The following is a 20,743-nucleotide window of genomic DNA, read 5'->3' on the forward strand; positions in this document are numbered from 1 at the left end:
GCTATACGGCAAGGTACGCAAGGTATCTCGCTCTACTACCTTAGTTGCTCCAGCACATGTTGGAACACCTGCATAACGTCCTGCTCATACTCATCCTTTTCGCCACCGGAAGCCGTATAGACCAGCGAAACGTAATCTTTGCTGCGAATCGTTGTTCGGCCAAGCACATTTTCCAAGACAGCCTCATCACTATGCTCACTATACATTTGTTTCATGCCGGCAACTCGTGCAGCCTTATCACTGAAAATATGGACTTTCACGATGTGTCTGCCACTTCCATTCAACAAATACATATAAGAGATCCCACCATGGCCGTCATCGGCAGACATGTTATTCATCAGCTGGATGCCCTTTGCTTCAAAACTCTTACTCATCTCATTCGCCAATGCACCGTTTAATCCGTGTCCTTGACTCTGTGCCCGCATATTTCCTTCATCCGTCGCTTCACGTGTATAGACCTTCCGCTCCTGCTCAATGGATGATGCCGAACAAGCCACCAGGGCCCAGGCATTCGTGATCAACACACCACTTACAAGTACCGACTTGATTGTTCTTCCAATCAGACTTCGCACCTTTCTGCCAAACCACATGCCAATCCTTCCTTTCCAGCCACGTGTACTGTGACCCAATCAGGTAGAATTAGCATGTCTAAGGACTAAGAATCTTATTCGGCTGGCAGATCTGATATCGTATTGACCACGGTACGACCTACTGCACCACCTTGGAGTATCGTCTCCAGCGTATGAGGCAATTGGTCTAATGAGATTTCCCGGATTCCAAGTTCAAGCGCACGCTCCGGTTTCCAATCTCCGCCGAGCAGTTTCCACAGTCGTTCCCGACGTTCCATTGGACAATATACAGAGTCTATGCCAATAAGCTGGATGCCGCGCAATATAAACGGAAGTACCGTGGATTCAAAAGCTGTGCCTCCAGTTAACCCGGATACCGCTACCGCACCTCCGTATTGAATCTGTTTTAATCGCTCCGCAAGAGCGGGGCCTCCTGTTGGATCAACAACTCCTGCCCATAGCTGTTTCCCCATCGCTCCTTTAGCCGGAGCATCAGCTTCTTCACGAGTAATAACCTCTGAGGCGCCCAAGTTTCGGAGCAATGCCTCCTCCTGATCCTTCTTGCCTGTGCTGGCTGTTACATCGAAGCCCAGCTTCGCCAGGATCGCAACTGCCATACTGCCAACACCACCCGTTGCACCCGTAACCAGAACCTTGCCCATCTCCGGTGTAACTCCAGCCTGGAACAGCGCATCTACCGAAAGTGCAGCGGTGAATCCTGCGGTCCCAATCGCCATGGCTTCTTTTTCACTGAGACCCGGTGGCAGAGGTACCAACCATTCACTGCGCAGACGAGCATACTCGCTGTAACCCCCATAATGGGATACGCCTGGTTCAAACCCTGTACTGATCACCCGATCTCCCGGTGCAAAACGTCCGCTTACCGATTCCTCTACCGTTCCTGCCAGATCGATTCCAGGTACCATGGGGTATTCACGAACGACACCACCCTTCTCAAGGGTAGCGAGCCCGTCTTTATAATTGACACTGGAATACTGCACCTGTACCGTTACATCTCCATTCGGCAGATCTTCCTTCTTCAGTTGCTCTATAGCTACTTTTACTCCCCCCTGGTCTTCTTTGCGGACTACATATGCGTTAAAATGATTTTTCATCGATAGCCACTCCTTCTTTGGATTTTATATTTTTCCATTAAGCACATGAATTGTTCGCATTCAGGCTTAACAGCTACCTATTGATTATTTCTTAATAATTCCTGTTCAAGCTCAGTGTCTCCTAAGCGTCAACAGATAGATTAGCGGGCCCACAATGGGGATAATCCCTGCCGCAGCCCAAGCAAATGAACGTCGACTCACTTCAGTATCCCTGTATATCCCAAGTACCGAAAGTAAGGTCAACAGTACAAAATCAATCGTCATGATATGTACAAAGGCAGATTGCTTGAATGCTTCCATATATACATCCGGATGACCTTGCGTCACGGCATAGAATGCTGTCCCCAGCGTCAACAGCAGAAGGGCTACATGCGTCAACTTATTGGCGGCTACCCGTCCAATTCCCGACTCCCGCTGACGACCAAAATGCAAGCTTACGTAGCCCGAAGATCTATTCGCGGATGATGACCATGCATAATAGGGAAGCAGGGCAAAAGCACCCAGTCCGAAAGAAAGTATAACAAAAGGCCAAGCAGGTACACGGCCACCTCGTTCTTTCACAGATGTTCTTAACAGCATACAAGCATACACTGCCGGAAAAATACCTAACCACGAAAACACCGTAAGTAACCAAGGTTCTTTGCTTTGCATTGTGATCAGTTCTTTGAATATCGGATCACTTCCAGGTGACTGCCCCGGTGCCAACAACAATGCATAGGCCATAAAAGCGATCCAGACCAGTCCTAATATCCATCTCATGTCTGCACCTCCTCTTACTTTCATCCCCTGCGACAATGGTATTGAAACAATACCAGCACACTCAATCGGCACTGAAGGAACTGTTCTAATATGTTGAAGAAATTTAAAATTGCGAAAGATGCAGAATTTGGCGTCTCCTGCGCTTTCCCGAGAAATAATGACTGCATTTCCCCTTTAAGCTGGGCAAGCTAAACTCCAGTATAGCCTGCTACCTAGATAGTCTGTCCATGAGATTTCTTACATCCTGGTCCAGATCATCAAGATCATATTAAAAAGGCATAAGCCAGTATTCCTCACTGGTTATGCCTCTCTGTATATCTTATGTGTGGATCATTCCTCTGTGGATTTCACATGTTCCGCAATGAGCTTCTGCTTCATATTCCAAGCCGCCGGGCTGATATTCACACGGTAGATCTCCGGGTTGAGTTTCCGCTGGTATTCAGGCCAGAAAAGGTCCATCTGCTCTCGATGATACGCCCGAATCTCATCCAAATTAGGCAAGTCATACACTTTGCGTCCGTTCACAAAGATCGGCTCCAGCATATTTACCGCTTCGTAGCGGGTAACGGTCTTTTTCAGATAAGGGTGTAGCGGGTTGAACAGCTTGAGCGGTCCGCCTTGTAGCGGCTGCTCTTCCCCTGGATAGCAGATATAATCTGCAATCGCTTTGCCATGCTTCGGATCAATGATCCGGAACACTTCCTTTTTACCTGGTGTAGATACCTTTTCAGGATTGGCAGATATCTTGATCGTAGGCAGCATAGTACCGTCTACTTCACGCTCCACCAATTTGTATACTCCACCCAAAGATGGTTGGTCAGAAGCGGTAATCAGCTGTGTACCGACACCCCATGTATCAATCCGCGCTCCTTGAGCCTTCAGGTTGAAAATCGTATTCTCATCCAGATCATTGGATGCAACAATTTTCACATAATCCAAGCCAGCCTCATCCAGCATCTGACGTGCCTGAATCGACAAGTACGCAAGGTCACCACTGTCGAGACGAATGGCATTCATCTTTTTACCCTGGCTCTCCAACTTCTTGGCTGTCTTGATCGCGTGAGGTACCCCACTGTTCAACGTGTCAAAGGTATCAACCAGCAGCGTAACCTGATCAGGCAACACTTTGGCATACACGTCAAACGCCTCCTGCTCGCTCATAAAGCTCTGTACCCAGGAATGGGCATGTGTACCTGCTGTTGGGATGCCGAAGCGCTCTCCGGCCAGCATATTGGACGTTGCATGGAAGCCTGCCACATACGAGGCACGTGCGCCCCAGATAGCAGCATCCGCTTCCTGTGCACGCCGTGTACCGAATTCGAGTAAGGTATCCTGTTGTGCCACCTGTTTGATCCGTGAAGCCTTGGTTGCAATCAACGTCTGATAATTCATGAAGTTAAGTATCGCCGTCTCCACCAATTGTGTCTCCATAATGGAGCCTTCTACCCGAATGAGCGGTTCGTCAGGGAAAACAATTGCACCCTCCTTCATGGAATGAATTGTCCCCTGAAATGAAAACTGGAGCAACTCTTCCAGAAAGACCGGATCGTAATTTTCCTCTTGTTTGGATAAAAATTTGATGTCGTCCATCGTGAACCGAAGCTGGCTGATATAGTTCACAATCCGTTCCAATCCGGCAAATACCGCATATCCATTGCCAAATGGAAGCTTACGGAAATAGGCTTCAAATACTGCCTTCCGTTTGTGTGTACCATTCACCCAATGGGCGTACATCATATTGATCTGATATTTATCCGTATGTAAAGCCAGGCTAGTTGTCTGCATTTGTCTCATCCTCTCTGACTTCCGCTCGCGCCCGCAGATTTCACCTGTGGACACGGGTTAACATAAGGAGACTTATTCTTCATGATTCTGTTCATCGTATTAACAAACAAGTCTCCCGTACAAACTCTATATACCATTCAGCACATTCATCGGGTTCCTAACATTAGGTCAGACAGACATGATTGTCGAGTAAATTAAGCCAGGACTGTCTCGCTCGCCTTAACCACCGAAGCACCAAGGCTGGAACGAAAATGTCCAAGTGCCCACTCATGTCCTGCCGGATTGAAGCTGGCAACAGCATCTTCATATACCGTAATATGAAACCCTTTATTGTAAGCATCCACTGCTGTATGCAGTACGCAAATGTCCGTGCATACCCCAATGAGTGCAATATCTGTAATGCCACGTGCACGCAGTCTGAGTTCCAGGTCTGTACCACAGAATGCGCTGTACCTTGTCTTATCCATCCACCGAATATCCGCTTTCCGTTCTTCCATCACTTGGGCAAGACGACCATATAACTGCCTTCCTTCCGTATTTCGGATGTTATGAGGCGGGAAAAGGGCTGTCTCCGGGTGATACGGATCATTCTCTTCGTGCAGATCCACAGCCATAATCACTTCATGTTTATGATTACAATAAGCTTCCGTTACAGCTGCGATCGTCTCTTCGATCTCAACCGCTGGCTGGCCTACAGGTAGAGAACCTGTCACAAAATCTTGTGTAAAATCAATGACAATCAGTGCTTTCATCGTCAACACTCCCTTGGCCCAGAATGATTTGATCCTGATTCAATTCAGATTGACACACCTACACATTATTACGTATAGATCGACAGCCGTGGTACGAGTTCTGTAAATCGATATAGCTGCGCCGGACGCTGTGAATACTGATTGGAACTCACAAGGTTCCCCTCTTCATCCCGTACTTCTTCCACTATGCCTTTGCGACTGCGGGTAGACGTAATCTTGCGAATGAAGTTTGGTTCTTCAAAATCCGGTACAACACTTTGAATAACCTGATATAATTCACTTAACGTAAAGTCCCGTGGCAGGAATTGCCTAGCAATCGTCGTTTCCAGCATCTGCTGTTGAATACGTCGATATGCATCTTCAATGATTGTTCTGTGATCAAAGGCCAGTTCCAGTTCTTGCAGCGCCTCCTGAATGGTGAACAATCCAACATCCTCAGCATCATCTGCTGCTTGGCGTTGATCCAGCATCCATTCTTCCACAAGCGCAAAAAATGCATGAGAGATAATCCAGCCCCTCGGGTCACGACCCGGCTGACTGTATACATTCAAGTACTCCAGATGTCCACCGTCTACACCTGTCTCTTCCATCAGCTCACGCTTTGCTGCACCGTAGATGGATTCATTCTCCTGACAAAATCCACCGGGTAATGCCCATCTACCTGCAAAAGGCCAGCCCTTACGCTTAATCAGCATCACTTTCAATTCCCGAATGGGAAGTGTCTTGGTCACCGTCTTGCGCTCCCGCTTGGTCAAGGTGAACATAACGATATCCGCAGGAACACCATCGGGGGTACGATATTTCTTGGAACTATAGGCACGTGCTGCTTGTTCGTCGCTCTCTGCATTGAAGTGTTCGTAGTTTTCGCTCATGGGCACCACCGACTATTTTCATTTTGATAATTTCATTATGACATAATAATATCTTTTGTCAACTGCGGGATTCCTATTTTACGTTCTTGGACGGGCAATGCGGAATGTCGCTGTAGCCATGCATCCCAATGTACCTGATGCATCACGTACTTCCGAATGAGTCGTAACACTACGTCCCGCCTGATGCAATACCGTAGCTGTCACCATCAATTCTCCTTGTTTCATGGGTGCAAGAAAATGTACATTCAGATTCGTTGTCACACAGCCGTCTACTTCCATGGCTGCTGTGGCTACCATCCCCATCGCCTGGTCCATCAGTGAAGTCAATACTCCCCCATGAATAATCCCCATGGAATTGGTGTGATGTTCACCTGCCGTCAGCGCGATCTGCACTTCTTTTCCGTCCCCTTTTATATAACGACAGCCGAGAAATCCCCAGAACCGTCCATCTCCGTCTTCCACCATTTTGTCCAAAATGCTCATTATTCATTTCTCCTTTATTGCACTGTACGTATCAAGCTCTTGATGTCATGTGCCTTATCATTTTTAAAAAACGTCGCACCACACAAAATAACCCCACAGTGTGGAGCTTTGCTTGGAAGTATATTCCGAATACTGGCGATAGCCACTCCATGTTAACGATAATAATGTAATGTCAAAAAAGGCGCGGACCGCGTCCGCACCCTTCCGTCATTTAACCGCAACTGGTCGGAGGTGAATCCGTTCCAGCCTCCACGTTCACTTTTTCGGAAACCGTATCTCGGATTACAGAGATCACAAGCTGAAGCAAGTAGTTGATATCGCTCTGGCTCTGCTGGAATTCCGTAACCAATGGAATGCTGTCCAGTTCGCTTTGCAGATCGTCAATTTCCTGTTCAATTTTGCTGACCATCTCAACATTTTTGAAGCTTTCAAAAGCAACGATCTCTTTTTGTTTCTTCTTGATGGTTGCAATCAACTGTTGAATGCGCTCATGATCACGAATTTTGGTTTCAGCCTGTTGAAACTGTCTAACTTCCTCACTCGTCCCGAGCATATCAGCCAATTCTTTGGCTTTTCCCATAATGTCGTCGCGTATGACCAGATTGCGAGTATCGTAGGTAGGCATTCCATAATGATTGTACTGCACTTCTTCCTGCGCCACTGAAATCGCTCCATTCTATGAGATGATATAAGATGAGAACCTGGGCTCAAATGAGTTCAAACGTTTGCTCCATGACCGCTGCGGGTACGGATCGTTCTTTTGATCGCTGTTGTCTCCGGATTTTTCTGATTACAATTGTTCAAGGTTAAAATCCGGAGACAAAGGCGAACGCTTCGCTTCTACAGACCGATTCCGTCCCCTCCGCTACTTGCGCGAATGTCCGAACCTGAATTTGACCCCATAAATACTCATCTTATTGGTGTGTGTATTACTGATTGGCAGCTACCGGCTCAGAGAGCAGGTTGCCCCGAATATAAAAAGTCATCGGATCGGTGATTTCCACTTGTACAAAAGTACCGATCAACTCTTTGGGTCCTTCAAAATGCACCAGCTTGTTGCTGCGCGTACGTCCTGCCAGAACTTCGGAATTCCGTTTGCTCTCGCCTTCAACGAGCACTTCAACGATTTTGCCGCGTTGCTGTTCATTGCTTCGTTGGCTGTATTCGTTGATCGTTTCGTTCAAGCGCTTCAAACGTTCCTTCTTCACTTCCATCGGTACGTTGTCTTCCATCACCGCAGCCGGTGTACCTTCACGTGGGGAATAAATAAAGGTATAGGCAAAATCATACCCTACTTCACGGACAAGGGAAAGTGTATCTTCAAACTGTTCTTCCGTTTCCCCCGGAAAACCAACAATAATATCCGTTGTCAACACAACATCCGGGATGGCCTTTTTAATTTTGTCAGCCAGCTTCAGATAGTGTTCCCGGCTATACTTGCGGCTCATACGTTTGAGTACTTCCGAACTGCCAGATTGCACCGGAAGATGAATATGCTCCACCAGGTTTCCGCCCTTCGCCAGCACTTCTATCAAACGATCATCAAAGTCACGTGGGTGACTGGTTGTAAACCGTACTCGCGGAATATCAATTTGGCGAATGGCATCCATCAAGTCGCCAAAGCTGTAGTTCAGGTCGGTGAAGTCCTTGCCGTACGCATTCACATTTTGACCAAGCAGCGTGATCTCCTTAAAGCCTTGTCGTGCCAAATCCCTAACCTCGGCAATGACATCTTCCGGGCGACGGCTGCGTTCTTTGCCACGTGTGAACGGAACGATGCAATATGTACAGAACTTGTCGCAGCCATACATAATGTTCACCCAGCCGCGCATCCCCTCACGTTTCTTCGGCAGGTTCTCAATGATGTCGCCTTCTTTGGACCACACCTCAACAACCATTTCTTTGCTGAACAGCGCTTCCTGAATCAGGTGTGGCAACCGATGCACATTATGTGTACCGAAGATCATATCCACAAAGCCATGCTTCTGCATGATTCGATTGACGACGCCTTCCTCCTGAGACATACACCCGCATACGCCAAGTAATAATCCTGGACGTTCGAGTTTTAGCGTTTTCAGGTGACCAAGCTCACCAAACACCTTATCTTCCGCATTTTCCCGTATGGCACACGTATTGAGCAGAATAACATCAGCCTCTTTGCGATCCTCTGTAGCCTGATATCCCATAGACTCAAGCAGTCCTTTGATGGTCTCCGAGTCATGCTCGTTCATCTGACATCCATACGTATATACAATATAGTGTTTTCCGTTTCCTATGTTTTTCAGTTCATCGGGAACGGCATTTTCGTAAAGCACCTGAACGTCTTCCTTGCCCCGCTGTTTCTCCTGACGATGATTGGGTTCCGATTTGATGTTAATCTCACGGCCCCGGATTCTTATCTTTTTGCTGAATTCATCTTGCGAAATTACTTTGGCATCGGAGAAATCAAAATACTGGGAGTAATCCTTTTTTGAGTCTTTAGCCATTTCCTTCGGTCACTCCTTACAGCCTCAATTAATAAAAAATCGTTCATTCATCCCTGTTCCACGTGATTTTCTTGCTTGGAACAGCAAAAGAGCATTACAGCAAATTATAGCATGAATTGGGCTGTAGTTCCACATCCAAACAGCCTGTCCCTTCGTCTAATCCGAAACATAGAAGGCTCAGAAGAACTCTCCGAAACCAATAAAAAAACCTGAGCCTTGCCATCAGGGTTGGAATTAACCGACCTTGTTGGCTGAGCTCAGGTTTATACGGTATTCAGACCGCTTTAATTCGCGACTGAAGGCTGTTCATGTATTAGTCGATGATTTCAGCAGTGTCGCCATTACGAGCGCCAGCAGCGTTTGCTTCATCTGTATCAATATGCATGTCCAGTGCGAAAGAATCGGATACACGAGCCAGTACATTTTCCAGTACCAGACCACGATCTCCGCTCAGGCGAACTTTCAGCAATTGTTTGTCCTCGATACCCCATTTTGCAGCATCAGAAGTGTGGAAGTGGATGTGACGAGCAGCAACGATAACACCTTTTTCAATCGTAACTTCGCCAGCAGGACCTTTAATCGTGATTCCCGGTGTACCTTCAATGCTTCCGGACTCACGTACAGGTGCTTTAACACCAATAGCAAATGAATCTGTCATCGAGATCTCCAGTTGCGTTTCAGGGCGAACAGGTCCAAGGATACGCACTTTATCAAACTGTCCTTTCGAACCAATAACCGCTACAGTTTCGTTAGCAGCATATTGGCCAGGCTGAGACAGAGGTTTAAATTCAGTCAGTTCATAACCTTTACCAAACAAAATTTCAACGTGCTCTTGGGATACATGAATGTGACGGGCAGATACGCCCACAGGTACTGTTTTACTCATCGTAAATTTCACTCCTTGTTTATCTATGGCCTGTACTCAGGCTCTTAACAATCCAATGGTATTATACCCCTTTTTGGAGTGAAATGAAAACGAAGTGGTGAAAATTCATGAAATACACTTATTTCGCCATCATTCCTCTCCTTTATATGGAAAACAAGTTTCAATTTAACCCATTTAATCACACACACCAGTTCACTATTTCATGGAATTCCCCTTCATCTGCATCTTCGGATTGCTCTCTGGCAAGTGTTCCCCCAGATAACTCATTGCATTCCCCCACAACCAACCACGTACCAGTTGTTCATCATAATGCTTGAGCAGGATTTCCGTCAGTCTCGGATAGTGTCCTGAGTGTTCAAGTCTCTGAATATACGTTGAAATTCCATCAAAATCGGACCCCATCATCAGATGATGCTGCCCGCCGAGAGAACAGATCTGCTCGATATGAGGCAGCAGGTCCTCTATCCGAACTTCCCCCTCCTGTTTAACAAACCAAGGGACAAACGTCAGTCCGATCCGCCCTTGCCGGGCAATGATGGCCTGAATCTGATCATCTTTCAGATTACGTACATGGGAACATACGCTATAACTGTTAGAATGAGATGCGATAAAAGGACGTTTGCTCAAGTCAGCCAGTTCCCAGAAACCTTTCTCCGTTAAATGTGACACATCTAACAGCATGCCGACTTCATTGCACAGGTGCACCAGTTCCTTTCCCTTTTCGGTCAGACCCGCTCCACGCTTCTCCATGATTCCATCAGCTGCCCAATTGGCATAGTTCCAGGTAAGTCCAACAATTCGAACTCCCATCTGATAACACAACTCCAGATAGAACAGGTTGCCCTCCAGGCCATCCACACCCTCCAGTGTGATTAATCCCCACGGACCCTCTGTTTGCCCCACCTGAGCCACCTGTTCACGCCACAACAACGTCTGTGTGCCGCCAGGCCGCTCCTGACTTCTCTCTACGCGCTTACGGTAAATATCCAACTGCCCCATCACATGTTCAAACTTGCCTCTGCCTAGTACTTCGGGCAAATAGATCGCGAAAGCCTGCAACCCTACATTACCCTCTTTCAAACGTTGCACATTCACATCCAGTTGTGGAGCATCTTCAAATGAAAGTGTCGGCTGCATCAAGATTTTGCTCAGTGCATCACAGTGAAAATCGGCTATACGCCAATCAGACATGGACATCGTTAACCCCTCCTTCTATGATTCGCTGCAAAAAAACGCAAAAAAACCTGTCTACATCGTAAACAGGTTCAATGCATACTGCATGTATTATCTGGGCTCCACAATCAGCTTAATGGCCGTTCGGTCCTCGCCGTCGATCACAATGTCTGTAAAAGCTGGAATACAAATCAGGTCAACTCCGCTTGGTGCTACAAATCCCCGGGCTATCGCTACCGCTTTAATGGCTTGGTTCAGTGCTCCCGCTCCAATTGCCTGCAGTTCAGCATTTCCACGTTCACGAAGAACCCCTGCAAGAGCGCCGGCTACAGAATTAGGATTGGACTTTGCTGAAACTTTTAATACATCCATGGTAAGTACCTCCCTGGGAATGTTGAAAGTTTGTTTCCACTTACTAGATGTTATTCGCGGGAGGCAAAAAAATTCCTTCTTTTTAGACGGGTTTCCCTGCAAAATGGGACAATACCCCTATTCCATGCGCCACTCGTCTTCCATCAGACGAATTTTTTCGATGCGTGTTGCCGCACCTGTGGCTTCATCAATCTCTACTAAGACACCATGGAAATGCCATTTGCCATCATCAACAACAAATCGCACAGGTAGCTGGGTGTAGAACTTGCGCAACACGGCTTCACGCTCCATGCCCAATATGCCGTCACGCGGCCCTACCATGCCCGCATCCGTTAAGTAAGCCGTTCCTCCAGGCAAAATCCGATCATCGTTACTCTGTACATGCGTATGTGTACCTACAACGAGCGATGCACGCCCATCCAGATGCCATCCCATGGCAATCTTCTCTGAAGTCGCTTCAGCATGCATATCGACCAGAATACATTTGTAGTCCTGGCGTAGCTCATCTACGATCTCATCAGCTACACGGAATGGACAATCCAGGGCAGGCAGGAACGTTCTTCCTTGCAGATTGACAATGGCCAGCTCCTTGCCTTCACCTTTGACAACCGTATACCCTCGTCCTGGTGTGCCTGGTGGAAAGTTCGCTGGTCGAATCATGCGCGGTTCATCATCTATAAAATCAAAAATATCCTTATTGTCCCAGGTATGATTACCAAGTGTAATGCCATGTACACCCCAGTTGAAAAACTCATTCGCGATCGCACCTGTAATGCCGCGACCTGCCGCTGCATTTTCACCATTAACAATCACCACATGCGGCTTATACTTCGATTTTAGGTACGGTAAATTTTCCTTTAATGCCTTACGTCCCACATTGCCCACTATGTCACCAATAAACAAAACTTTCATTGATTACTGCCTCCTCAATCCCTGCAAATTCCCTTTACTTCAATTGTTGAACCTTGCAGGACTCTATCTCATGCTTCATGATGTGTAGTTTACTATTAACCTTATAACAGGCTATCAACAGGAAAAGTGGCCCACTACTGCGGCCACTTTTCCGTAATGCTCTATTTTGCGTATTCAACCGCACGGGTTTCCCGGATGACGGTGACTTTGATGTGACCCGGATAGTCGAGTTCATTCTCAATCATCTTCGTGATGTCACGGGCTAGGCGGAAGGCTTCAGCATCATCGATCTTCTCAGGCTGTACCATAACGCGAACTTCGCGTCCGGCCTGAATGGCGTACGATTTCTCGACACCTTCGAAGGATTCCGAAATCTCTTCCAGCTTCTCCAGTCGTTTGATATACGTTTCCAGCGTTTCGCGGCGTGCGCCTGGTCTTGCTGCGGAGAGCGCATCTGCTGCGCCAACCAACATGGCAATGACCGAAGTCGCTTCGCAATCTCCGTGATGGGACGCGATACTGTTGATTACAACCGGATGTTCTTTGTATTTCTTCGCCAGTTCCACGCCAATTTCGACGTGTGATCCTTCCACTTCGTGATCCAGCGCTTTACCGATGTCATGCAATAGACCTGCACGTCTTGCCAGAGTTACGTCTTCTCCGAGTTCGCCAGCCATCAGTCCAGCCAGATAAGCGACTTCCATGGAATGTTTCAAGACGTTTTGACCGTAACTTGTACGGAACTTCAACCGGCCCAGGATTTTGATCAGATCCGGATGCAGACCATGCACGCCCACTTCAAAGGTAGCTTGCTCACCGTATTCACGGATGCGCTCATCCACTTCTTTGCGGGATTTCTCAACCATCTCTTCAATCCGTGCCGGGTGAATACGTCCATCAGCCACCAGTTTCTCCAGGGCAGTACGGGCGATCTCACGGCGAATCGGGTCAAAGCCCGACAGAATAACAGCTTCTGGCGTATCATCGATAATGAGGTCAATCCCTGTAAGGGTTTCAAGCGCACGGATGTTACGTCCTTCACGACCGATAATCCGGCCTTTCATTTCTTCATTTGGCAGGGTAACAACAGATACCGTTGTTTCCGCTACGTGGTCAGCCGCACAACGTTGGATAGCGAGCGTAATAATCTCGCGGGATTTTTTGTCCGCTTCTTCCTTCGCTTGTTGTTCAATGTCCTTGATCATTTGAGCCGTCTCATGACGAACTTCCTGTTCTACGTTGGACAGTATGATACTGCGTGCGTCTTCCATAGTGAGGTTGGATATACGTTCCAGTTCCGTCACCTGGTTTTTGTAGATCATTTCGATCTGCTGCTGTGTCTCATCAATTCGTTTCTCTTTGTTAGCCACTTGCTCTTCTTTACGTTCGAGTGATTCCAATTTTTTATCCAGCGACTCTTCTTTTTGCAACAATCGTCTTTCTTGTCGTTGAATTTCATTCCGACGTTCACGAGTGTCTTTTTCAGCTTCGGCGCGAATGCGATGAATTTCATCCTTCGCTTCCAGCACCGTTTCTTTCTTCAGTGCTTCTGCCTCTTTCTTCGCGTTCTCCACGATTTGTACGGCAGCTTGTTCCGCACTAGAGATTTTAGCCTCTGCAAGAGATTTGCGAATAAAATATCCTACTCCGAACCCAATGAATAGCGCGGCTGCAACGAGAGCGATCGTGATTGCAATTTCCATACTGTTCACCTCCTCGTTGGTTCCTCCAAGGCATTCCTTGGGTCAATTTGCAGTTTTCAAAACCTTACATATGTTTGGGAATAACGAATACTCACGGCGATCCCCCGCCGATTTTCATTTCACATGTACATGTCACCATGTACTATTCACTGTTGCCAGCGAACCCATAATTAAGAATGGTATAAATCTTAAGAAACCGAAACCGCTTTTTTGGAAGGAAAAAGGGTTGTCCATTTCTTACAGACTCATGTCCATTTTAGTATTTGACGAAAGAAATTGTCAAGAGAATGCAGTATAGAGACTCCTGTCTGCTAATCCCATAACAACGCCTCGTCATCTTCAGGGTCTCCAGCCTCATCTTCTTCAATTAAACAATTCACGACACGGCGCACCATATCCATTGAAAAACCACGTCTCATTAGGAAGGGAAGCGTTTTATGTTTCTTCTCTTTGACGTCTCCTTTGACCTGATTCCACTTTTTGCGTCCGGCGCTCAGAGCAGTCTCAAATTCCGTATCTGTACTGATCCCTTCGAGTGCCTCAATAATGAGATCATTGGCAATGCCCTTTTGACGCAGCTCTTGCCTTATCCACAGTTTTCCCTTCCGCTTGCCCTCCATACGCTGTCTTGTCCATTCCTTCGCAAATAGATCGTCATCTACCAGGTTCTCACGCTCAAGCCGATCCAGTGCCTCTTCAATCAATGGTGCAGCAAACTCCTTCTGACGAAGTTTCTGACTTAACTCATGCCGTGTACGAGGTTTATGCTCCAAAAAACGCAGAGATTGTGCATAGGTCCGTTGTCGCTCGTCAGCTACGATGATTTCTTCCAGATCCTTCTTCATAAACGTGTTGCCCTGCGTCATCCTGTATTTAATCATCACGTCTTCAAGGACAGTAATGGAGTGTATGCCAAAAGTGATGCGATAACGAGCTTGTCTGCTCTTCGTTCGTTCTACCCGTGTAATGGTTAGTTCTTCGTTGTCCGGAAACTGGGAAAGGCCATCCCCTTCTGCTTCTTCATATAAATCCTCGTCATGTTGATCCATTCAGGTCTCCCCTTTCATAACTCTTTATGTTTGAGCTTTACGCTAACATTCACAGAAGATAGAGAACGCTAATACAAAAAGCCGGGAACTCAGCCCGGCCTTTTCTCTCACAGTCATTGTGCAACAGCCCCTGTCCATTGGGACAGGGGCTGTTGCACACCGAGACACTCCACCACAATTCCTTATCCAAATCGAGCCAAGCTCAATCAGACAGGTTTGCGAAATTCAAAGGGCAGCGCCCTCTGGATCCTCCCTACAAGGAAGGGTTTAGGAAGATTACTCGTTGATTTCGAATAATTCTTGTTCTTCTTCTGCTTCTTTTTGTTGCTCTTCACTAGTTGGCGCAGGAACTGCAGTAGTCAAGTTGCTAGCTACACGAATTTTTTGTTCAATGATTTCAGCAATGTCCTTATGCTCTTTCATGAACTGCTTCGCGTTCTCACGGCCTTGGCCTAAACGCTCGCCTTCGTATGAGTACCATGCACCACTCTTGTTAACGATGTCCAGCTCTGTACCAATATCAATGATACTGCCTTCTCTCGAGATACCCTCACCGTACATGATATCCACTTCCGCTTGTTTGAACGGAGGTGCTACTTTGTTTTTCACCACTTTAATACGAGTACGGTTACCAATCATGTCATTTCCTGATTTGATACTCTCAATACGACGTACATCCAGACGTACTGTGGAATAAAACTTCAGGGCACGACCACCAGGTGTTGTTTCCGGGTTACCAAACATAACGCCGACTTTCTCACGAAGCTGGTTAATGAAAATTGCGATTGTTTTGGATTTGCTGATTGCACCGGACAATTTACGTAGCGCTTGGGACATCAAACGCGCCTGCAAACCGACGTGTGAATCACCCATTTCGCCTTCAATCTCAGCTTTTGGAACCAATGCAGCTACAGAGTCAATAACGACAATATCTACTGCACCACTGCGCACAAGAGCTTCTGCAATTTCCAGCCCTTGCTCACCCGTATCTGGCTGAGATAGAAGCAATTCATCAATGTTAACACCCAATTTGCTTGCATATTGAGGATCAAGAGCATGCTCGGCATCGATAAATGCTGCTTGTCCACCAACGCGTTGTACTTCAGCAATCGCATGCAATGCGACAGTTGTTTTACCTGAAGACTCAGGTCCATATATTTCAACAATACGGCCTTTAGGCAAGCCGCCTGTTCCTAATGCAATATCCAAAGCCAAGGAACCACTGGGAATAATTTCCACGTTCATATGAGTGGACTCACCCAGTTTCATGATGGATCCTTTACCAAATTGCTTCTCTATTTGACGGAGCGCCATATCAAGCGCGGCACGACGGTCTGACAATAAGCTCACACCCTTTACTGTTTATAAGATAATGATACCTTGTTTTAACACGTTTGCCAAGCTTTTTTTCGAACATACATTCGTTTTTTTTGTAAAGGCCGAGGCGCCTCTTCCTCTAAGAAACTTTCCATTAAACAGAAAAAAGAACCGTAAACAAGGCTGTTACGCCTAATTCTACGGTTCTTCCGTCTTCCTTAATTATACTTGCTTGGAACTCTAAATGCAATCCACACTGTTAACTAATCAATCCATCGCCACAAGTTTTTGCCATAAGCGATAGAGAATTGCTTTGGCTGAGCGAATGCGAACAGTCTCGCGATTACCATTGATGCGCAGCTCATGAATCTCGGTTTCTTTTCCTCGTTCAGCGAGAGCGATAAAGACAAGTCCTGGTGGCTTGCGTTCCGAATATCCCGGTCCCGCTACACCGGTAACAGCCAGACCAAAATCAGCATCGCCAATCATTCGGATCTGCTCAGCAAGCACTTTTGCAACCTCTGGACTTACCGCCCCTGGCGCCTCTTCACCTTCCAGATAATCATGAGGCACATTCAGCAGCTTTTCTTTAATCTCATTGGAGTAACAGACAATTCCACCCTTAAGCATCGATGCACTTCCAGGTACAGATGTCAGACTTTGCATGACAAGCCCTCCAGTGCAGCTCTCAGCAGCGCTAAGCGTCAGACCCATGTCAGACATCATGGTTACAATTGTGTACTCTATAGGCACATCCTCGTTCGCGTAGAGATGTTCGGTCAACCGCTCACGAATCTGGACCTCCATCGCATCCAGCTTCAGCATCGCCTCTCCCTCACTTGCAGCCTTTGTGGAGACACGTACTGTAACTTCTCCCTCACTCGCATAAGGAGCAATCGTAGGGTCTGTCTGCGCGTCAATGAGATCCAGAAGTCGATCTTCCAGAGCAGATTCACCAATACCTGCGAATTTAAGCATTCGGGAATAGATCGGCATTTCTTCTGTAAGTACATGCTGGAACAACCAAGGCTTGACTTCCTGTTCAAACATTGGAATCAACTCTTTAGGTGGTCCAGGCATCACAATATAATATTTATCATTGTCAGAAATCGCATTTCCTGCGGCTAGACCGGTTTCATTGGCGAGAGGTGTCCCACCATCAATAACGATCGCTTGACGTCGGTTATTCTCTGTCATGTCCACATTACGATCTCTGAAAAAGCTCTCAATCTTGTCCATGGCCATTCGATCTATATGCAGTTTCCGGTTAAGAACGGCTGCCAGCGCATCCTTGGTCAGATCATCTTGGGTAGGCCCTATACCGCCGGAAAATAAAATAACATCTGCGCGGCCCTGCGCAATGCGAATGGCTTCACTGAGTCGATTCAGGTTATCACCAACTACCGTTTGGAAATATACATCGATCCCGATCGCAGCCAATTCACGAGATAGGTATCTGGCATTGGTATTGACGATTTGTCCGAGCAGCAGCTCTGTGCCAACTGCAATGATTTCTGCCTTCATTAAGTATCCTCCTGTGCACGTGTTGAGTGATCAAAGGGCAATAGGATATTTTCCTATTGCCCCTGACCCAAAGCTTCCTTCATGATTACCCAGTTTAACGCCAACTGTTATGCTTTCGTTAAATGAAGCAAATTTTTGTTTTTGATAAAGTAATCGATACCCGACCAGATGGTAATAAGCGCTGCTGCCCATACTGCGATAATATCGACGTGAATACCCGTGTATGAAAACGGGAAGTTGTTCAACAGCAACAACACAATCGCCACAATCTGCACTACAGTCTTCAGCTTGCCCCAATTACTGGCGGCGACAACTGAACCATCCAGCAACGCAATTTGACGCAAGCCGGTAACTGCAAATTCACGACTAATAATAACGACTGCAATCCAGGAATCCAGCTTGCCCATCTCTACAAGCGAAATCAAAACTGCAGTAACCAACAGCTTGTCTGCAAGTGGATCGAGCAGTTTTCCCAGATTGGTAACCATATTATTTTTCCGTGCAAGGTATCCGTCAATTCCATCTGTGCTTGCAGCGATGATAAAAATAACAGCAGCAATCAGTTGATTATATGGAAGCGAAAGGCTTCCAAGTTGCAACGGCTCTGGATAAAATGGGAAATCCACGAGCAGGAACACCATCAAAAAAGGGATTAAGCAAATTCGTGCAAGCGTAATCCGGTTGGGTAAATTCACAAGACGCCCTCCCTCATATCCTCATTACTCCAAACATTCATCTTAATCCCGTTATCATCATCCGGAACATGAAATGTACAATTTCAATGTCAATCCATATTAACATGATCCCACTATGTAGAAACGCAAAAAATAAAGTCAACCGCTCAAAAGCAAAACCGCTTTAAACGTTCCGGTGACTTCCAGAAGATGTACTGCTTTTCACAAAGTCAGCAAACGATGAGGACTGGACTTGATGCATGACTGCCAGCAATGCACACTTAGTATAATATACGCCCCAATACAGTGTCAAAAAACACTGCTACAAAAAGGCCCTATTACTTGAAATTTGTATATTGCAAATCCAGAGGCAAGTTAGCACCGTTTAGCAGCTGCATTACCGCTTGCAAATCATTTTTACTCTTACCTGTTACCCGGAGCTGGTCTCCCTGAATCTGACTCTTCACCTTGATCTTGGAGTCACGAATCAGGATATTGATTTTTTTGGCGATATCCTGGTCAATGCCCTGTTTGAAGTTCAAACGCTGGCGGACTGTTCCAGAAGAAGCCGGTTCTACTTTGGCGTAATCAATGTTCTTCAATGGTAGACCACGCTTTGCCATTTTGGATTGCAGCACATCAATGACAGCCTTGAGTTTGGTCTCATCATCAGATACGATCGTTAACGCATCCTTATCCAGTTTCAGACTGCTCTTGCTGCCCTTGAAGTCATAACGAGTGCCAATTTCCTTCTCGGTTTGTGTAACGGCATTTGTCAGTTCTTGCAAGTCCATTTTGGACACGATATCAAATGAATTTTCTGAACTCAAACCAGTCACCCTTTCAGTTAATCGTATGTTCTGTAACATTATAGAGGATACCTTAAGCAAAAGTCTAATTTCAAGAGGTTTTCTTCAAAGAAAAAAGCATTTTTGACCTCCACTTAAGTGGTTGCCAAAAATGCTTTATTCGTGCAGCTTCCAACTAGTAGCGGCTCCGGTTGGGCTGTCTGAACATATCGAGCACACCCAAAAGCACATGCGCAAGTCCAAAACCCAAAATTCCGTAACCCCAAGCACTTGGAGTCAAGTAATAACCCAGGAGGCTGACAATGATCCCTAAACCTGTTACGATCCAGCTGACTGTCACAGCCATCCACCCCACTTCACCAAAAGTTAACTGCAAGTTAAGACACTGTTATTGTCTCCTGCAGTAAACTCGGTTATTCGCTACCCGTGGTAATCCCTTAATTGGTACCTTCTGTACCATCCGTTGAACCATTTTCAACGTCTGTGGATGAAGCTGTACTACCACTGTCTTCGCCAAGTTTCAGACGGATCCGATTGGTGGCCTTGCCATCCGTTACAACTTGCCCACCAACCTCAATCGTGGTCGCTGCAGCGTAACCGGACTTAATATACATTCCCGCACTATCCAGCTCAAAGGTATAGCTGTCGCCATCGGCTGTATTGCCATACTCCAACTTCTCTCCACTGGAGTTCTCGCCCTTGTAAACTTCCAGCCAGCTATTGCCTGTTGCTTTAATCGTAACCGTTACAGGCTGGCCTGCACTTCCGTTAACTTTAAAGTTCGTAATATTTCCTGATTTTCCATCTTCTGCGACCGTTACAGTAGACGGTGAATTGTCGGCAGGTGGTTCTTCTTCAGTTCCATCTGTCTGTCCATCTGTCTGTCCATCCGTTTGACCGTCTGTCTGTCCTTCTGTGTCCGTACCGCCACCATTACCACCAGCGTCGCCTTCACCAGTACCTTCAGCGCCCGAGTCTGTCGCAGGCGGATTAGATGCCTGTCCGTTATCGGCAGGTTGATCCGGTTTATCCTCAGGCTGTTGTTGACTGTCTGTAATTTTAACCGAATCCAGCCCCTGATTATCCGCTTCATCACCATTGTTATACACCACGTATACATACAACAGAACTACGATTAAGACGGGGAATGTCCACATCAGTGCAACAGACATCCATCGATTACTACGTTCAACTGGGCGGCTGGAACGCTTCTGAATAACCGGTTCCATTGTTGCTTCCGCCTCTTCTGCCGGTACGTCTTTTTTGTGTCCCTCCAGCAGCTCATCAGGGTTCAGTCCCACGGTCTCCGCATAGGTTTTAATGAAAGCACGCACATAGAAGCTGCCCGGCAGCACTTTGTAGTCTCCTGCTTCTATGGCCTCCAGATACCTCTTGCGAATTTTTGTCATTTCCTGTACATCGTCAAGACTCATCCCTTTTTGCAGCCGGGCCTCTCTTAACTGCTGACCCAGTTCAGACATGCCATCTCCCCCTTATGTTTAT

Annotated in this window: 21 protein-coding genes; all 21 read right to left on the minus strand. The window is 46.7% G+C overall.

Annotation, left to right across the window (positions count from 1 at the left end; translation table 11 throughout):
• Positions 1-35: 35 nt before the first annotated feature.
• Complete coding sequence (locus WFI24_RS25895) at positions 36-590, minus strand: hypothetical protein (protein WP_336764895.1); 555 nt, start codon at positions 588-590, stop codon at positions 36-38.
• Positions 591-664: 74 nt separating this feature from the next.
• Positions 665-1,684, minus strand: a complete 1,020-nt coding sequence (locus WFI24_RS25900; protein ID WP_336764896.1) for an oxidoreductase — start codon at positions 1,682-1,684, stop codon at positions 665-667.
• A gap of 111 nt (positions 1,685-1,795) precedes the next feature.
• Positions 1,796-2,443 carry a hypothetical protein gene (locus WFI24_RS25905; protein WP_336764897.1) on the minus strand — a complete coding sequence of 216 codons (648 nt, stop codon included), beginning with the start codon at positions 2,441-2,443 and terminating at the stop codon, positions 1,796-1,798.
• A 330-nt stretch (positions 2,444-2,773) separates the two neighbouring features.
• Entirely contained in the window at positions 2,774-4,228 is a 1,455-nt protein-coding gene (locus WFI24_RS25910) for a nicotinate phosphoribosyltransferase (RefSeq protein ID WP_145318764.1), read from the minus strand.
• Between the two features lie 194 nt (positions 4,229-4,422).
• Complete coding sequence (locus WFI24_RS25915; RefSeq protein WP_145318767.1) at positions 4,423-4,980, minus strand: cysteine hydrolase family protein; 558 nt, start codon at positions 4,978-4,980, stop codon at positions 4,423-4,425.
• A 68-nt stretch (positions 4,981-5,048) separates the two neighbouring features.
• On the minus strand, positions 5,049-5,852 hold the full coding sequence (locus WFI24_RS25920) for an NUDIX hydrolase (RefSeq protein WP_062833857.1): 804 nt from the start codon (positions 5,850-5,852) through the stop codon (positions 5,049-5,051).
• Between the two features lie 78 nt (positions 5,853-5,930).
• Complete coding sequence (locus WFI24_RS25925) at positions 5,931-6,335, minus strand: PaaI family thioesterase (RefSeq protein WP_145318772.1); 405 nt, start codon at positions 6,333-6,335, stop codon at positions 5,931-5,933.
• Positions 6,336-6,546: 211 nt separating this feature from the next.
• Positions 6,547-6,960: a RicAFT regulatory complex protein RicA family protein gene (locus tag WFI24_RS25930; protein ID WP_272907590.1), complete on the minus strand. Its 414-nt coding sequence runs from the start codon at positions 6,958-6,960 to the stop codon at positions 6,547-6,549.
• Positions 6,961-7,264: 304 nt separating this feature from the next.
• Positions 7,265-8,821, minus strand: coding sequence for a tRNA (N6-isopentenyl adenosine(37)-C2)-methylthiotransferase MiaB (gene miaB, locus WFI24_RS25935; protein WP_336764898.1), 1,557 nt, complete (start codon positions 8,819-8,821; stop codon positions 7,265-7,267).
• 313 nt (positions 8,822-9,134) lie between these two features.
• Positions 9,135-9,707, minus strand: coding sequence for a phosphate propanoyltransferase (pduL, locus tag WFI24_RS25940; RefSeq protein WP_336764899.1), 573 nt, complete (start codon positions 9,705-9,707; stop codon positions 9,135-9,137).
• Positions 9,708-9,902: 195 nt separating this feature from the next.
• Positions 9,903-10,904, minus strand: coding sequence for a dipeptidase (locus tag WFI24_RS25945; RefSeq protein ID WP_336764900.1), 1,002 nt, complete (start codon positions 10,902-10,904; stop codon positions 9,903-9,905).
• An 87-nt stretch (positions 10,905-10,991) separates the two neighbouring features.
• Positions 10,992-11,252: a stage V sporulation protein S gene (locus WFI24_RS25950; protein ID WP_007430104.1), complete on the minus strand. Its 261-nt coding sequence runs from the start codon at positions 11,250-11,252 to the stop codon at positions 10,992-10,994.
• A gap of 117 nt (positions 11,253-11,369) precedes the next feature.
• Positions 11,370-12,164 (minus strand): TIGR00282 family metallophosphoesterase, encoded by a 795-nt coding sequence (locus WFI24_RS25955; RefSeq protein WP_062833853.1) that lies wholly within the window; start codon positions 12,162-12,164, stop codon positions 11,370-11,372.
• Positions 12,165-12,325: 161 nt separating this feature from the next.
• The gene (gene rny, locus WFI24_RS25960) at positions 12,326-13,867 is read right to left on the minus strand and encodes a ribonuclease Y (RefSeq protein WP_036670418.1); all 1,542 of its coding nucleotides are present in this window, start codon (positions 13,865-13,867) and stop codon (positions 12,326-12,328) included.
• Positions 13,868-14,178: 311 nt separating this feature from the next.
• A complete protein-coding gene (locus WFI24_RS25965; protein WP_336764901.1) occupies positions 14,179-14,916 on the minus strand; it encodes a regulatory protein RecX in 738 nt (245 codons plus the stop codon).
• A 276-nt stretch (positions 14,917-15,192) separates the two neighbouring features.
• Positions 15,193-16,257, minus strand: coding sequence for a recombinase RecA (gene recA / locus WFI24_RS25970; RefSeq protein WP_062833851.1), 1,065 nt, complete (start codon positions 16,255-16,257; stop codon positions 15,193-15,195).
• Between the two features lie 243 nt (positions 16,258-16,500).
• The gene (locus tag WFI24_RS25975; protein WP_336764902.1) at positions 16,501-17,757 is read right to left on the minus strand and encodes a competence/damage-inducible protein A; all 1,257 of its coding nucleotides are present in this window, start codon (positions 17,755-17,757) and stop codon (positions 16,501-16,503) included.
• 107 nt (positions 17,758-17,864) lie between these two features.
• Entirely contained in the window at positions 17,865-18,452 is a 588-nt protein-coding gene (gene pgsA, locus WFI24_RS25980; RefSeq protein WP_145318782.1) for a CDP-diacylglycerol--glycerol-3-phosphate 3-phosphatidyltransferase, read from the minus strand.
• Between the two features lie 317 nt (positions 18,453-18,769).
• Complete coding sequence (locus WFI24_RS25985; protein WP_163760874.1) at positions 18,770-19,261, minus strand: YajQ family cyclic di-GMP-binding protein; 492 nt, start codon at positions 19,259-19,261, stop codon at positions 18,770-18,772.
• A 154-nt stretch (positions 19,262-19,415) separates the two neighbouring features.
• Positions 19,416-19,586 carry a hypothetical protein gene (locus WFI24_RS25990; RefSeq protein WP_017689116.1) on the minus strand — a complete coding sequence of 57 codons (171 nt, stop codon included), beginning with the start codon at positions 19,584-19,586 and terminating at the stop codon, positions 19,416-19,418.
• A 91-nt stretch (positions 19,587-19,677) separates the two neighbouring features.
• Positions 19,678-20,721 carry a helix-turn-helix domain-containing protein gene (locus WFI24_RS25995; protein WP_336764903.1) on the minus strand — a complete coding sequence of 348 codons (1,044 nt, stop codon included), beginning with the start codon at positions 20,719-20,721 and terminating at the stop codon, positions 19,678-19,680.
• Positions 20,722-20,743 lie beyond the last annotated feature (22 nt).

The organism is Paenibacillus sp. USHLN196 (assembly GCF_037144955.1).
GTDB classification, from domain to species: domain Bacteria; phylum Bacillota; class Bacilli; order Paenibacillales; family Paenibacillaceae; genus Paenibacillus; species Paenibacillus xylanexedens_C.

Excerpts from the sequence above, each read along its gene's own strand:
- WFI24_RS25895 (WP_336764895.1), bottom strand. The coding sequence starts at position 590 with ATGTGGTTTGGCAGAAAGGTGCGAAGTCTGATTGGAAGAACAATCAAG.
- WFI24_RS25900 (WP_336764896.1), bottom strand. The coding sequence starts at position 1,684 with ATGAAAAATCATTTTAACGCATATGTAGTCCGCAAAGAAGACCAGGGG.
- WFI24_RS25905 (WP_336764897.1), bottom strand. The coding sequence starts at position 2,443 with ATGAGATGGATATTAGGACTGGTCTGGATCGCTTTTATGGCCTATGCA.
- WFI24_RS25910 (WP_145318764.1), bottom strand. The coding sequence starts at position 4,228 with ATGCAGACAACTAGCCTGGCTTTACATACGGATAAATATCAGATCAAT.
- WFI24_RS25915 (WP_145318767.1), bottom strand. The coding sequence starts at position 4,980 with ATGAAAGCACTGATTGTCATTGATTTTACACAAGATTTTGTGACAGGT.
- WFI24_RS25920 (WP_062833857.1), bottom strand. The coding sequence starts at position 5,852 with ATGAGCGAAAACTACGAACACTTCAATGCAGAGAGCGACGAACAAGCA.
- WFI24_RS25925 (WP_145318772.1), bottom strand. The coding sequence starts at position 6,335 with ATGAGCATTTTGGACAAAATGGTGGAAGACGGAGATGGACGGTTCTGG.
- WFI24_RS25930 (WP_272907590.1), bottom strand. The coding sequence starts at position 6,960 with ATGCCTACCTACGATACTCGCAATCTGGTCATACGCGACGACATTATG.
- miaB (WP_336764898.1), bottom strand. The coding sequence starts at position 8,821 with ATGGCTAAAGACTCAAAAAAGGATTACTCCCAGTATTTTGATTTCTCC.
- pduL (WP_336764899.1), bottom strand. The coding sequence starts at position 9,707 with ATGAGTAAAACAGTACCTGTGGGCGTATCTGCCCGTCACATTCATGTA.
- WFI24_RS25945 (WP_336764900.1), bottom strand. The coding sequence starts at position 10,904 with ATGTCCATGTCTGATTGGCGTATAGCCGATTTTCACTGTGATGCACTG.
- WFI24_RS25950 (WP_007430104.1), bottom strand. The coding sequence starts at position 11,252 with ATGGATGTATTAAAAGTTTCAGCAAAGTCCAATCCTAATTCTGTAGCC.
- WFI24_RS25955 (WP_062833853.1), bottom strand. The coding sequence starts at position 12,164 with ATGAAAGTTTTGTTTATTGGTGACATAGTGGGCAATGTGGGACGTAAG.
- rny (WP_036670418.1), bottom strand. The coding sequence starts at position 13,867 with ATGGAAATTGCAATCACGATCGCTCTCGTTGCAGCCGCGCTATTCATT.
- WFI24_RS25965 (WP_336764901.1), bottom strand. The coding sequence starts at position 14,916 with ATGGATCAACATGACGAGGATTTATATGAAGAAGCAGAAGGGGATGGC.
- WFI24_RS25975 (WP_336764902.1), bottom strand. The coding sequence starts at position 17,757 with ATGAAGGCAGAAATCATTGCAGTTGGCACAGAGCTGCTGCTCGGACAA.
- WFI24_RS25990 (WP_017689116.1), bottom strand. The coding sequence starts at position 19,586 with ATGGCTGTGACAGTCAGCTGGATCGTAACAGGTTTAGGGATCATTGTC.
- WFI24_RS25995 (WP_336764903.1), bottom strand. The coding sequence starts at position 20,721 with ATGTCTGAACTGGGTCAGCAGTTAAGAGAGGCCCGGCTGCAAAAAGGG.